We start from the raw sequence: 13,679 nt of genomic DNA, 5'->3' as shown, positions 1-13,679 counted from the left end.
CGCCCTGCCGCCTGTCAGACCTTGACGCGGTGGAACAGCTTGGAGAAATCGATCGCCTCCACTTGGCGCGGCTCAATCTCCAGCGCGGCGATGTACTCCCCAAGGTGCTCGCCCATCAGCCGGGCGGCGCGCTCGCCATCGCGGCGCTCCACCGCATCCAGAATGGCCAGGTGTTCGTCATGGCCGCAACTGGGGCGCGCCGGAGATTCATAAAGACCAATCAGCAGCGAGGTGCGCGCCACCAGCGTGCGCAGCATCGACGTGATGATGGGGTTGCCGTTGGCCTCGGCCAGCTGGATGTGGAAATCACCCGAGAGGCGAATCCAGTCCCGCCAATTGCCGGATTCGCGGGTGGCATGTTCGGCAGCCGCCAGCGTGCGCAACTCGGCTAATTGCTGCGCAGTCGCGTGCTGTGCCAGTTCACGTACCGAGCCGGTTTCCAGAATCAGCCGCGCACCAAAGACCTGCCGCGCTTCCGTGGCGTCGTGCACGGCAATCGTCGCGCCGCGGTTGGGCTGCAGCTCGACCACCCCTTCATGCGCCAGCTTCACCAGCACCCGGCGCAATGTCCCCCGCGTGATACCGAAGGCCTTGCAGAGTTGCGCCTCGACCAGGCGGGTGCCCGGCGGCAGCTTCTGTTCAAGGATGGCGTCGTACACCGCATCGGAAATGCGGGCGTCGACTTCGGCGTTGTTGCGGCGGGGGGTGGAGGTCATGGGCTCGGGCATCTCGTCATTCTAATCGAGCAAACCATGATTGGATTGTGCACAAACCTGAGGCCAATTCGGCCAACGTTGGTGCGACACCCTCAAGAAAAATCCCCCGCCCCCTAGTGTTTTTGCACCAGAAGCAAGCGAAACCCCGCGATTTTGCTTGGCACGGTTACTGCATAGTGACAAGCGTGATTGTGCACAATCCAAACGAAGCTTGTACTCAACATAAAACGCAATGCCGGGAGCGGCCACTGACCTTGCAAAGGCGGTCGCGCCAATTCTTTGAGGGGAATCACCTGTCATGAGCACCACTATCAAGCTGGGCGTTGCCGCCCTGGCATTCGGGCTGTCTGGCGTGGCCGCTGCGCAATCCAGCGTCACGCTGTCGGGCGTGATCGATACCGGCGTGAGCTGGACCAACCATGCCGGCAACGGCTCGCAAAGTCTGACCGGCGTGTCGGACAGCATCCTCGGCGTGTCTAACTTTGGCCTGAGCGGCAAGGAAGACCTGGGCGGCGGCGTGAGCGCGCTGTTCAACCTGCAGGCCGGTTTCAACCCGAGCAACGGGCGCATGTCGTCCAACGGCACGCTGTTCTCGCGCAATTCGTATGTCGGGCTGACGTCGGCATCCGGCACGCTCACCGCCGGCAAGCAATGGAACTTCAACGACGACTGGCTGGTGGGCAGCGTCTTCAAGGGCGGCTACAACTCGGGCTCAATCTTCAAGTTCAGCGAGTTCGACGCCGTGAGCGAGCTGTACAACAACACGGTGAAGTACGTATCGCCCACGCTAGGCGGCGCGCAGTTTGGCGCGATGTACGGCTTTGGCGAAACGGCAGGCTCGCTGTCGCAAGGCTCGCTGTTCAACCTGGCGGCACGCTATAGCGGTGGCCCGGTGTACCTGGCCGCCAGCTACGACCAGGAGCGCGATGGCAGCGGCACAGGCTCGCTCTACAAGCTCTTCACCGTGGGCGGCAGCTACACGTTTGGCGCGGCCAAGCTGCGGCTGGGCGCAGCGCGGGCGGATGTGGGCGGCACGGGGGCATTCCAGTCGATCCCGAGCATGTCGGCACGCAAGGCCTACGCAGTGGAAGGCGGCGTCGATTACGCCTTCACCACGGCCTTTACCGGCTCGGCCGACGTGCTGTATCGCCGTAACTCGACGCTGTCGAACAGCTCGATGGTCTATCGCCTGCTGGGGCTGTACAGCCTGTCGAAGCGTACGACGCTGGTCGCCAACGTGGCGTACCTGAAGAACTCGTCAAGCGCGACGGAAGCGCTGGTCAACACCACGTCGGGCGCCATCGGCGGCGGTGTGGCGGGGACGAGCCAGACGTCGGTCGCGCTGGGCGTGCGCCACACCTTCTGACCCACGCGCAAGCCACCACGCCACGTGCCCCGGTATGTGGCGCGGTTGCCCTCCGATGCGACGGCACGCACCAGAACGACGCATGCCACGCGTGCGCGCGGCGAAATGGCCACGCGCAGACAGGCACACCTATTGCACCACCCCGACATGACCCGCGCACCCACCGCCCCCACCGACTCCCTCGAACTCGTTGCGCTGACCAAGCGTTACGCACACGACGCTGTGGCCGTCGACGCCATCAACCTGCGCGTGCCGGCCGGCAGCTACTGTTGCCTGCTTGGGCCATCGGGCTGCGGCAAATCGTCCACGCTGCGCATGATTGCCGGCCACGAGCACGTGAGCGACGGCGACATCCTGCTGGGCCACCGCAACATCACCAACCTGCCGGCAGCCGCACGCGGCACGGCCATGATGTTCCAGAGCTACGCGCTGTTTCCGCACCTGAGCGCGCTCGACAACGTGGCCTTTAGCCTGAAGATGCGCGGCATCAGTGCGGGTGAACGGCGCAAACGCGCGCAGGCCCTGCTGGAGCGGGTGGCCATGGGGCACCTGGCGCAGCGTCGGCCAGGCGAGTTGTCGGGCGGCCAGCAGCAACGCGTGGCGCTGGCACGCGCGCTGATCATGGAGCCGCGCGTGCTGCTGCTCGATGAGCCGCTCTCCGCGCTCGACCCATTCCTGCGCACGCAGATGCGCGCCGAGCTGCGGCGCTGGCAGCAGGAGCTGGGCCTGACCTTCGTGCACGTCACGCACTCGCAGGAAGAAGCGATGGCGCTGGCCGATCAGATGGTGGTCATGAACCAGGGCCGCATCGAACAGGCCGGCAGCCCGCGCGAGGTCTACAACCAGCCGGCCAGCGCGTTTGTCGCCACCTTCATCGGCGGACACAACCTGCTGGAAGACGCGGATGGGCCAGTGGCCGTACGCATCGACCGCATGGCATTGCATGCCGATGAATCCACAGCCGGAGATCGGCCACGCGTGCGGGGCCGCATCTGCGACATCGAATACCAGGGCACGCACGTTCTGGTGGGGATGGAGGGCGTCACGCTGGCGCCCTCGCAACGCCTGACCGTGAGCCTGCCCGAAAGCGACAGCGCCATCCCCCACCTGACGCTGCATCAGCCGATCTGGGCTTCGTGGGATGCCGCGCAGGCACATCGCCTGCCCGCAGCCTGACACCCGGTCTCAACCATTCCAATCCGCAGCCTGACGGCTTCAGGCGATGCCTTCACCTTCCTATCAGGGGTTGCTTCATGTCTGACGATTCCATCGACTTCAAGGCCGGCCGCCGCACCGCACTCAAGGGCATGGCCGCCATTCTGGCCACCGGCGTGGCGCCAGTCGTCCTCGCGCAGGAAAAACCGACGCTGCGCTACCTCGGCACGGCGGTCAACCAGGACAAGGCCATCGCCGAGAAATTTGAAGCCGACACCGGCATCCGCATCCAGTATGTGGCCGTCACCACCGATGAGGTGACCAAGCGCGCCGTGACCGCGCCGAGCAGCTTCGACCTGATCGACACCGAGTACTTCTCGCTCAAGAAGATCGTGCCGACCGGCAACCTGCTGGGCATCGATGCGCGCCGCATCAAGAACGCCGACAAGATCACGTCGCTGTTCACCAAGGGCGAAGTGGCCGGCAAGAAGGTGGGCGACCAGGGCACCGCGCCGAAGAAGGTGATGTACCTGCCGGGCGCGAATGCAACCACGTTTTCCGCGTCGCCTACGCAGTTCATGACGTTGATCCCGACCGTGTACAACGCCGACACGCTGGGCATCCGCCCCGACCTCATCAAGCGCCCGATCAGCTCGTGGGCCGAGCTGCTGAACCCGGAATTCAAGGGCCGCGCGTCGATCCTGAACATTCCGTCGATCGGCATCATGGACGCGGCGATGGTGGTGGAGGCCAAGGGCATCCACAAGTACGCCGACAAGGGCAACATGACCCGCGCCGAGATCGACCTCACCATCAAGACGCTGATCGAAGCCAAGAAGGCCGGCCAGTTCCGCGCGCTGTGGAAGGACTTCAACGAAAGTGTGAACCTGATGGCCTCGGGCGAGGTGGTGATCCAGTCGATGTGGAGCCCGGCGGTGACGGCCGTGCGCAGCAAGGGCATCGACTGCACGTTCCAGCCGCTCAAGGAAGGCTATCGCGCGTGGGCAGCCGGCTTTGGCATTCCGAAGACGGTGTCGGGCAAGAAGCTGGATGCGGCGTACGAATTCATCAACTGGTTCCTCGACGGCTGGGCCGGTGCGTACCTGAACCGCCAGGGCTACTACAGCGCCGTGCTGGAAACGGCCAAGGCCAAGATGGCGCCATACGAGTGGGCGTACTGGATGGAAGGCAAACCCGCCGCGAAGGACATCAAGAGCCCCCACGGTGACGTGCTGGCCAAGGCCGGCAGCGTGCGCGATGGCGGCAGCTACGAACAGCGCATGGGCGGCATCGCCTGCTGGAACGCGGTCATGGACGAGAACGAGTACATGGTCCGCAAGTGGAACGAGTTTGTCGCTGCCTGATCGCCCCACCATCGTCATGACGCCCACCACACCGCCCACTCCGACCGCTGCCGGTACCTTGCGTCCGGGCCTGCAGGCGCTGCCGTTTGCGGCGGTGTTCGTCGTGTTCTTTCTCATCCCGCTGGGGCTGGTCGCGATGGTCAGCTTCTGGGATTTTAACGAGTACGCGCTGCTGCCAACCTTCACCTTGCGCAACTACGCCAAGCTGTGGGAAGGCTGCAGCCATCTCAATGAATACGGTGACTTGTGCGTGACGGCGTCGACGTATCTGTCGACGCTGCGCTTTGCGCTCGGCACCTGGGCGCTCACGCTGGTGCTGGGTTTTGCGCTGGCGTATTTCCTGGCGTTTCACGTGCGATCGGCTGCGGTGCAGACACTGCTGTTCGTGATCTGCACGGTGCCATTCTGGACCTCCAACGTGATCCGCATGATCTCCTGGATCCCGCTGCTGGGCCGCAACGGCCTCGTCAACCAGACGCTGCAGGCCATGCACCTCATCAACCAGCCGCAGGACTGGCTGCTGTATTCCAACTTCTCGGTGCTGCTGGCCTACGTGCACCTCTACACCATGTTCATGATCGTGCCGATCTTCAATTCGATGATGCGCATTGATCGCGCCCTGCTCGAAGCCGCGCGCGACGCCGGCGCCAGTGCGTGGCAAACGCTGTGGCACGTGATCGTGCCGCTCTCACGCAGCGGCATCCTGATCGGCTCCATCTTCATCCTGACCATCGTGATGGGCGACTTCGTCACCGTGGGGGTGATGGGCGGCCAGCAGATTGCGTCGGTCGGCAAGATGATCCAGGTGCAGACGTCCTACCTGCAGTTTCCCCTGGCGGCCGCCAACGCCGTCGTGCTGCTGCTGACGGTGCTGATGATCATCTGGGGCCTGACCCGCGTGGTCGACATCCGCAAGGAGCTCTGACATGCGCCCACGTTTTCGTGAACCACGCGCCCCTGGCTTCTGGCCACTGGCGTGTCTCTTCGCGCTGTTCGTGCTGTTTCTCTACGGCCCCATGCTGACGATCTTCGCGCTTAGCTTCCAGGGGCCGGAGGGTGGGCTGACGTTTCCGATGAACGGGCTGTCGCTGCATTGGTATCGGCAGCTTGCGGAGGGGCTCGGCGTGGTCGACATCGGCGCGGCATTCCGGCGTTCACTGGCGCTCGGTGCCGTGGTGATGGCGCTGACCATGGGGCTCTCGCTGCTGGCGGCATTGGCGTTTCGCAAGCGGCTGCGCGGCGGCGGTGCGCTGTTCTACGTGACGGTGGCGAGCCTGATCATGCCGTCGATCGTGGTGTCGCTCGGCATCGGCCTGCAGTTCCGGTTGGTCGATACCGGCATCAAGGCGCTGCTCACCGCCTTCGGGCTGGGAGAGCAGGCCGACAGCTTCGGCTCCTCGCTCGGGCTGTGGACATCTGCGCTCGGCGCGCATCTGACATGGACGCTGCCCTTCGGCCTGCTCATCATGTTCGCCGTCTTCAACCGCTTCAACCCCGCCTACGAGGAAGCCGCGCGCGACCTGGGGGCCACGCCGTGGCAGACCTTCCGCCACGTGGTGTTGCCGTTGATCGCGCCATCGCTCATCGGCGTGGGCACGTTCGGCTTCACGCTCAGCTGGGATGAAATCGCACGCACCTCGCAGGCCATTGGCGATGTCAACACGCTGCCGCTCGAACTGCAGGGGCTGACCACCACCGTCACCACGCCGGCCATCTACGCGCTGGGCACGCTCACCACCGTGGTGTCGTTCGTAGTGATGGGGCTGACGATGCTCGCCATCGTGCGGCTGCGCCGTCGCCAGAGCGCAGGACGCGTTGACTGAACCCACGCGAATGACCATGGCTCCTGAATCGGCCGGCCAGCGCCGACTGTTGCTGATCAACCCGAACACCACGGCCGCACTCACGCAGACGCTTGCCCGCTTCGTGCAAGCCGCGTTGCCGAGCGATGTGGTTGTGGAATCCGTCACCGCCCGTTTTGGTGCGCCGTATATCGCCACCGAAGTCGGCTACGCGGTGGCCGCGCATGCGGCGCTCGACGCGTGGACGACAGCGCTGCAGCGTCCACCCGACGCCGCCATCATCGGCTGCTTTGGCGACCCGGGGCTCTTCGCGCTGCGCGAGGTGGCGCCCTGCCCCGTCACCGGCCTCGCGGAAGCTGCGCTGATGGAAGCGGCCACGCACGGCACTTGCGCGGTCGTGACGGGTGGACATGCATGGGGGCCGATTCTGGAGCGCTTGCTCCCAACGCTGGAACACGGCCACACCGTGCGCGACATCCATACCGTGGAACTCGACGGCGCAGCGCTGTATGCGGCGCCAGACGCAGCGGAGCAGATCCTGCTGGGCGCGTGTACAACGGTGCTGCGCCGCCAGCCGGTGGATGCCATCGTGCTGGGTGGTGCCGGGCTGGCGGGCATGGCGCAACGCCTGCAGCCCTACGTGCCCGTACCGCTTATCGATAGCGTGACAGCTGCGGCGCGCCAGGTGTGGGATGCACCGCGCGGGGGGCATGGTGCGCTACCGGCGTGGGTCGCGCACGCCATGCAGGCGTGAGCTCACACAACGCAGCTACATGTTGCGACGGTACTGCCCGCCCACCTCAAACAGCGCATGCGTGATCTGGCCGAGCGAGCAGACGCGCACCGCCTCCATCAGCACCGCAAACACGTTCTGATCCTCAATCGCAGCGCGCTGTAACCGTTGCAACATGGCGGGCGCCTCCCCCGCATGCCGCGCATGGAAATCCTGCAAGCGAGCAAGCTGACTCTGCTTCTCCTCCTCGCTTGAGCGCGCCAGTTCAATATGCGGCGGCACCACGTTTTCCGCCTCCGGATTGCGGAACGTGTTCACCCCAATGATCGGCAGCGAGCCATCGTGCTTGCGCTGCTCATACAGCATCGACTCTTCCTGAATCTTGCCGCGCTGGTAACCAGTCTCCATTGCACCCAGCACGCCACCGCGCTCGGCAATGCGCTCGAACTCCTGCAGCACGGCCTCTTCCACCAGGTCGGTCAGCTCGTCGATGATGAAGCTGCCCTGGTTCGGGTTCTCGCACTTGGCCAGCCCCCACTCGCGGTTGATGATGAGCTGGATGGCCAGCGCGCGCCGCACCGATTCCGCCGTGGGCGTGGTGATGGCCTCGTCGTAGGCATTCGTGTGCAGGCTGTTGCAGTTGTCGTAGATGGCGATGAGCGCCTGCAGCGTCGTGCGGATGTCGTTGAAGGCAATCTCCTGAGCGTGCAGGGATCGGCCCGACGTCTGCACGTGGTACTTCAGCTTTTGGCTGCGCTCGTTCGCACCGTACTTGTCGCGCATCGTCACCGCCCAGATGCGTCGGGCCACGCGGCCGAGCACGTTGTATTCCGGGTCCATGCCGTTGGAGAAGAAGAACGACAGGTTGGGCGCAAAGTCATCGATGTGCATGCCACGCGCAAGGTAGGCCTCGACATACGTAAAGCCGTTGGCGAGCGTGAATGCGAGTTGCGAAATCGGGTTCGCCCCGGCCTCGGCAATGTGGTACCCCGAGATCGACACCGAGTAGAAATTGCGCACCTGCTGGTGCACAAAATATTCCTGGATGTCGCCCATCACCTTGAGCGAAAACTCCGTCGAGAAGATGCAGGTGTTCTGCCCCTGATCCTCCTTGAGGATGTCCGCCTGCACCGTGCCGCGCACGTTCTGCAGCACCCATGCGCGGATCTTCGCCTCCTCATCGGCCGTCGGCTCGCGCTGGTTGTCGTCGCGGAATTTGGCAAGGTTCTGGTCGATGGCGGTGTTCATGAACATTGCCAGGATCGTCGGCGCAGGGCCGTTGATTGTCATGGAGACCGACGTATTCGGGCTGGTCAGATCAAAGCCGTCGTACAACACCTCCATGTCGTCGAGCGTGGCGATCGACACGCCCGAATTGCCGACCTTGCCGTAGATGTCGGGGCGCACGGCCGGGTCTTCGCCGTACAGCGTGACCGAGTCGAACGCGGTGGATAGCCGCTTGGCCTCCATACCCTCGGAGACGAGCTTGAAGCGGCGGTTTGTGCGGAAGGCATCGCCCTCGCCCGCGAACATGCGCGTGGGGTCTTCGTTCTCGCGTTTGAAGGCGAACACGCCGGCGGTATAGGGGAACGATCCGGGCACGTTCTCGCGCATCAGCCAGCGCAGCACTTCGCCGTCGTCTTCGTAGGGCGGTAGCACGACCTTGCGGATGACGGTGCCGGAGAGCGTGGTGTGCGTGAGCGCGGTGCGGATTTCCTTGTCGCGGATTTTGACGACGTACTCTTCGCCGGAATACGCGCGGCGCAGGTCCGGCCACATGGCGAGCAGCTTGCGTTCGGTGGCACCGAGTTGCGCATCGCGCTCGGCGGCTTGCTTATCGAGCGCGGAGAGCGTCTGCACGCTCGCACCTGCGCGTTCCAGCATGAGCCGGCTGGCCTGCAACTGCTGACGCTCGCGCGCGAGGCAGCTTTGCATCTGCACGCGGCGGTGATAGCCGCGCACCGTATCGGCCAGTTCCGCCAGATAGCGCACGCGCGCAGGCGGCACGATGGCGTCATGGCTGGTCGAGCATTTTCCCGCTGGGCGCGGCAACGTGCGATCGTTCAGCGCCATACCGCGCTCAGCCAGCCCGTCCGTCAGCCGGTCGGCCAGCGCGTGATACAGCGCCGTCACGCCATCGTCGTTGAAGTGCGAGGCCTGCGTGCCGAACACCGGCATGTCTTCGGGCCGGGCGTGCCATTGCTCGCGGTTGCGCTGCACCTGCTTGGCGACATCGCGCCATGCGTCCTGCGCGCCCTTGCGGTCGAACTTGTTGATCGCCACCAGGTCGGCAAAGTCCAGCATGTCGATCTTTTCCAACTGGCTGGCGGCGCCAAACTCGGGCGTCATCACGTACAGCGACAGGTCGACGTGCGGCACGATGGCCGCATCGCCCTGGCCGATGCCGGAGGTCTCCACGATGATGAGGTCGAAGCCCGCCGCGCGGCAGGCGGCAATCGCGTCGGGCAGCGCCTCGGAAATCTCGCTGCTCGCCTCGCGCGTGGCCAACGAGCGCACGAAGATATTCGGATGGTTGATCGCGTTCATGCGGATGCGATCGCCCAGCAACGCGCCACCCGACTTGCGCCGCGATGGGTCAATCGAGATGACAGCGATGCGCAGCCGGTCTTGCTGATCGAGCCGGAAGCGGCGGATCAGCTCATCGGTCAGCGACGATTTACCGGCACCGCCCGTGCCCGTGATGCCGAGCACCGGCGTATGCGTCACAGCGGCGCGCTCGTGCACGGCTTGACGCAATGCCGGATCGACGCGGCGCGATTCCAACGCTGTAATCAGTTGCGCGAGTGCACGGCGATCGCCGTTGACGATCGGCTCCAGCGTGGTCGGCGCATAAGTGGAGAGGTCGATATCGCAGCGCCGCACCATGTCGGCAATCATGCCGGCCAGGCCCATGCGCTGGCCGTCTTCTGGGCTGTAGATGCGCGCCACGCCGTAGTCCTGCAGCTCACGGATCTCGGTGGGCACGATCACCCCGCCGCCGCCGCCGAACACCTGGATGTGCTCACCGCCGCGCGCGCGCAGCGCGTCGATCATGTACTTGAAGTATTCGACGTGGCCACCCTGGTAGCTCGACACGGCAATGCCCTGCACGTCTTCCTGCAGCGCGGCGTTGACCACCTCGTCCACCGCGCGGTTATGCCCGAGGTGGATCACCTCGCAGCCCATCGACTGCAGGATGCGCCGCATGATGTTGATCGACGCGTCGTGCCCGTCGAACAGCGAGGCGGCCGTCACGAAGCGCACCTTGTTGCGCACCGGGGCAGGTTCGCTGACGGGCGTGGGATCGGCCGCGCGGGCAGCGGAAAGATCGGTCATGTCTCCACCTTCGTTGAGTGGGCGCCGGCGTTGGATGTGTTGTGGGCCGCACAGGGCGCGGCATGCCGGTCGGAAGATCGAATAGACAGTATTTTCGGGGTTGACGTAAACATCAACTCCCCCTGTGATAGCAGCTTGCAAACAACCTGCCTTTTCTATATACCGTCCACTTTTCATCAAAATAAACCAGTGGCATAGATTGCCGGGGGCTGAGGTTCGCGTCAGTCGCTCTATCGCTACCATCGGCATGCATCCGCGCTGGAAATACGAAAATCATGGCAGTTGGCAGCCCCGCAGAAAGAACAATGCCCAGGCTTGGCTCGGGTGCGCCAGAATCCGAGTCCCTAGCCTCTCCGCAACAAGCCGTCTCGCCAAAGAAGTCCAGCTACTACCGCCCAGATATTGACGGTCTGCGAGCAATCGCCGTACTCGCTGTGATTCTGAGCCATGCACAGATTGCAGGCTTCGCTGGCGGCTATATCGGAGTCGATGTCTTCTTTGTGATCTCAGGTTTCGTGGTCACAAACTCGATCCGGCGCGACCAAGTGGCGGGAATCTTCTCTCTTGGTGATTTCTACGCAAGGCGGGTACGTCGGCTCGCGCCAGCGCTGTATTGCATGGTCGGCGCGACGCTTGCGTTCTGTCTGCTCTACCAGTTCCCCGCAGAGAGCTTCGATACCCTGAAGAACGGGCTGTTCATTGCCATTCTGTCTTCAAACATCTTCCTAGCTCGCAAGACTGGATACTTTGATCCGACGGCCAATCAACTACCTTTCCTGCACACCTGGTCCCTGTCAGTGGAGGAGCAGTTCTACCTGATGTTCCCGCTACTGCTGATTGGACTCAGGAGGCTCAAGCCGGCAGCCCTGTTTGGTGTGATGTGCGCCCTCTTCATACTGTCTCTCGCGTACTCGCAGTATGCCGTTTCGCATTTCTTGCCAAGATCCTATTTCCAGATTCAAACCCGGGCATTCGAGTTCTTAGCCGGCGTCCTGCTGGCCTGCCTGCCCACGCGCTGGCAGGAGGTGAAACCACGGCTTTACCACGATGGCTTGTTGCTCCTGGGCCTCGCGATTGTCGTTGCATGCGCAGTTGAATTCACATCAAACACCCCCATGCCCGGCATGTATGCGTTGCTGCCGTGCCTGGGGGCAATGCTGGTCATTGCGTTCGGTTCTCGGGCGGCCATCCTGGGCCCAGTCCTTACAAATCCGGTGATGGTCTATTGGGGAAAGCTGTCATACACCCTCTACCTGTGGCACTGGCCAGTATTCTTCGCTCTCCGCAAATTCCATCTGACGTCTAACGCATGGGTTGTTGGCGGAATTGCGCTGTGTTTCGCCATTGCTGTGCCGACGCACCATTTGGTGGAACAACGCGTTAGGCATGCTCGATGGTCCAAGCTGAAAAGCTTGTTGCTCCTGCTCCTTGCGCCAGCGGCCTTGCTTGGGGCACTGACCCTCGCCTCCAAATGGACGAACAACTTCGAGGCGCTATACCCGGCGCCCCTGCGTCAAACCTTCGAACTGACGGGCCGGTCCATTTTTGATGGCGAGCGATCCCAGAAATGCTGGAACAAGGTCGAGATCACCTCACCGGAAGACTGCACCGTGGGAGATCCGCAAGCGGCTACGCATGCAATTTTCTGGGGTGACTCCCACGCGTATCACCTGATCAGTTTCATGGACAGCCTGGGGAGAGACTATGGGCTCTCCATTCATGATGTCACCCACACGATGTGCCCCCCTATGAGCGATGGCCCCGCTCGCGCGGGCACCCCCTTCCATCAAACACAGCGAGAGAACTGTCTCAAGCACAACCGTTTGGTCATGGACCATGTGCTATCGCACCCTGACATCACGGTGGTCATCATGTCGGCTGTGTGGCCAAACTACATCAACCAAGCCACGGGAGACCACGTTCAACCGACTCTCCATGGTTTCATGCCAGGCGACCACTATCTTGAAGATACCGTCGCCAAGCTGCATGCCGCTGGGAAGCGCGTCGTTCTTGTTGATGACATTCCAGGGGCCCCGCCCGAACTCGAAAACTGTGGGGCGAATCGCCTATACGGGATTAGCTTGCCGAACGGTGACTGTTCCTATCCCGCCTCGTATGCGAAGGACATGCATCAATCGACCGAGGCGTTGTTCGCAAAGATCACGAACGCCTTCCCTGAGGTCAAAGTCATTCACACATACTACGTACCCTGCGACGGCGAGCGGTGCACAACCGTGCTTGACGGCATCGATCTGTATAAGCACAACGACGTTGGCCACCTCGGATTCGGCGGCAGCGTCTCCTACTACCGCGCTTATCAAGCCCGACACCCCAATGAGCTAGCGGAAATTTTCTGCAGCGTGGGGCGGAATTGTTCGTACCGGCCAGAGGGTAGCCAACCTCACTAGGACCGCCCAGCACCCGTGTCATACCCGTGAAACAGCGAGGCCGCCATCACGAAGCGCGCCTTGTTGCTCACCGATGTGGGTTAAACGTCCACCGTCCTGGTGCGACGGGCACCTGATCAGCCGGCTCTTGTTTTCGGACCAATCCTAGCCACCTCCAGGCCGCCTTTCGGACTAATCCGACGGAAACCTCAGGCCGCTTCGCCCAACATTCCCGTCACACAAAACTTCACGGGAAATCACGTTGGGCCCCAAGCAAGGGCCGGGCGAGCCTTGGGCTCGGACGTGTTGACGTCGTATGGCACTCTCTTCTTCTTTAGTCACCAAGCTTCGCGGTATTGCCACCGGTGTGGCGCTCCTGTTCGGCGCATCGCCCGCCTTTGCCGACATCTTTGAACCCGGCGACGAAATCTCCGTCCAGGCCAGCATCTACAACATGCACTACAGCCGGGACGACCACTACATCAAGTACTCCCCGCTGCTGGGTGTTGAATGGCGCCGTGACAACGGCTGGCTGGTGGGCGCGGCGGCGTTCCAGAACTCGTTCGGCCAGCCTTCTCAACTGGTGTATGGCGGCTACCTGTGGAACCTGGGCAATACCAACTTCTACGGCAAGCTGACCGGCGGCATCCTGCACGGCTACAAGGGCGAGTACCAGAACAAGGTACCCCTCAACTACAAGGGCTTCTCGCCTGGAATCCTGCCGACGCTGGGCTACAAATATGGCCAGATTCGCACTGAGGTTCAGTTCTTCTGGACCAGCGGCTTCATGGTGACGGTGGGCTACTCGTTCAAGTAGGTC

At 63.1% G+C, this 13,679-nt stretch carries 10 protein-coding genes; 8 read left to right on the top strand and 2 right to left on the bottom strand.

Annotated features, from left to right (window positions below):
- Positions 1-14: 14 nt before the first annotated feature.
- Positions 15-716, bottom strand: a complete 702-nt coding sequence (locus tag V6657_RS00580; protein ID WP_053166354.1) for a GntR family transcriptional regulator — start codon at positions 714-716, stop codon at positions 15-17.
- A 298-nt stretch (positions 717-1,014) separates the two neighbouring features.
- Here V6657_RS00580 and V6657_RS00575 point away from each other — a divergent pair, with 298 nt between their 5' ends.
- The 6 genes from V6657_RS00575 (at position 1,015) to V6657_RS00550 (ending at position 7,157) form a co-directional block, all read left to right on the top strand.
- On the top strand, positions 1,015-2,082 hold the full coding sequence (locus V6657_RS00575; RefSeq protein ID WP_048933222.1) for a porin: 1,068 nt from the start codon (positions 1,015-1,017) through the stop codon (positions 2,080-2,082).
- Positions 2,083-2,229: 147 nt separating this feature from the next.
- Positions 2,230-3,258 (top strand): ABC transporter ATP-binding protein, encoded by a 1,029-nt coding sequence (locus tag V6657_RS00570; RefSeq protein ID WP_048933221.1) that lies wholly within the window; start codon positions 2,230-2,232, stop codon positions 3,256-3,258.
- Between the two features lie 77 nt (positions 3,259-3,335).
- The gene (locus V6657_RS00565; RefSeq protein WP_048933220.1) at positions 3,336-4,601 is read left to right on the top strand and encodes an extracellular solute-binding protein; all 1,266 of its coding nucleotides are present in this window, start codon (positions 3,336-3,338) and stop codon (positions 4,599-4,601) included.
- A gap of 16 nt (positions 4,602-4,617) precedes the next feature.
- A complete protein-coding gene (locus tag V6657_RS00560) occupies positions 4,618-5,526 on the top strand; it encodes an ABC transporter permease (RefSeq protein ID WP_048933342.1) in 909 nt (302 codons plus the stop codon).
- Between the two features lies 1 nt (position 5,527).
- Positions 5,528-6,424 (top strand): ABC transporter permease, encoded by an 897-nt coding sequence (locus tag V6657_RS00555; protein WP_048933219.1) that lies wholly within the window; start codon positions 5,528-5,530, stop codon positions 6,422-6,424.
- Between the two features lie 16 nt (positions 6,425-6,440).
- Positions 6,441-7,157 carry an aspartate/glutamate racemase family protein gene (locus tag V6657_RS00550; RefSeq protein ID WP_048933341.1) on the top strand — a complete coding sequence of 239 codons (717 nt, stop codon included), beginning with the start codon at positions 6,441-6,443 and terminating at the stop codon, positions 7,155-7,157.
- Positions 7,158-7,172: 15 nt separating this feature from the next.
- Here V6657_RS00550 and icmF read toward each other — a convergent pair whose 3' ends face one another.
- A complete protein-coding gene (gene icmF / locus V6657_RS00545) occupies positions 7,173-10,472 on the bottom strand; it encodes a fused isobutyryl-CoA mutase/GTPase IcmF (RefSeq protein WP_048933218.1) in 3,300 nt (1,099 codons plus the stop codon).
- 275 nt (positions 10,473-10,747) lie between these two features.
- Here icmF and V6657_RS00540 point away from each other — a divergent pair, with 275 nt between their 5' ends.
- Together V6657_RS00540 and V6657_RS00535 are read left to right on the top strand one after the other, a co-directional pair.
- Complete coding sequence (locus tag V6657_RS00540) at positions 10,748-12,880, top strand: acyltransferase family protein (RefSeq protein ID WP_082170151.1); 2,133 nt, start codon at positions 10,748-10,750, stop codon at positions 12,878-12,880.
- 295 nt (positions 12,881-13,175) lie between these two features.
- On the top strand, positions 13,176-13,676 hold the full coding sequence (locus tag V6657_RS00535) for a sn-glycerol-3-phosphate transporter (protein ID WP_137884678.1): 501 nt from the start codon (positions 13,176-13,178) through the stop codon (positions 13,674-13,676).
- Positions 13,677-13,679: the final 3 nt, after the last annotated feature.

This window comes from Ralstonia sp. RRA (assembly GCF_037023145.1).
Taxonomy (GTDB): Bacteria; Pseudomonadota; Gammaproteobacteria; order Burkholderiales; family Burkholderiaceae; genus Ralstonia.
Note: the sequence above shows the minus strand (reverse complement) of the source record. Positions and strands in the feature narration are given on the sequence as shown.

Bases quoted from the DNA above. Each gene is read 5' to 3' on its own strand.
- V6657_RS00580 (WP_053166354.1), bottom strand. From the start codon at position 716: ATGACCTCCACCCCCCGCCGCAACAACGCCGAAGTCGACGCCCGCATT.
- V6657_RS00575 (WP_048933222.1), top strand. From the start codon at position 1,015: ATGAGCACCACTATCAAGCTGGGCGTTGCCGCCCTGGCATTCGGGCTG.
- V6657_RS00570 (WP_048933221.1), top strand. From the start codon at position 2,230: ATGACCCGCGCACCCACCGCCCCCACCGACTCCCTCGAACTCGTTGCG.
- V6657_RS00565 (WP_048933220.1), top strand. From the start codon at position 3,336: ATGTCTGACGATTCCATCGACTTCAAGGCCGGCCGCCGCACCGCACTC.
- V6657_RS00560 (WP_048933342.1), top strand. From the start codon at position 4,618: ATGACGCCCACCACACCGCCCACTCCGACCGCTGCCGGTACCTTGCGT.
- V6657_RS00555 (WP_048933219.1), top strand. From the start codon at position 5,528: ATGCGCCCACGTTTTCGTGAACCACGCGCCCCTGGCTTCTGGCCACTG.
- V6657_RS00550 (WP_048933341.1), top strand. From the start codon at position 6,441: ATGGCTCCTGAATCGGCCGGCCAGCGCCGACTGTTGCTGATCAACCCG.
- icmF (WP_048933218.1), bottom strand. From the start codon at position 10,472: ATGACCGATCTTTCCGCTGCCCGCGCGGCCGATCCCACGCCCGTCAGC.
- V6657_RS00540 (WP_082170151.1), top strand. From the start codon at position 10,748: ATGGCAGTTGGCAGCCCCGCAGAAAGAACAATGCCCAGGCTTGGCTCG.
- V6657_RS00535 (WP_137884678.1), top strand. From the start codon at position 13,176: ATGGCACTCTCTTCTTCTTTAGTCACCAAGCTTCGCGGTATTGCCACC.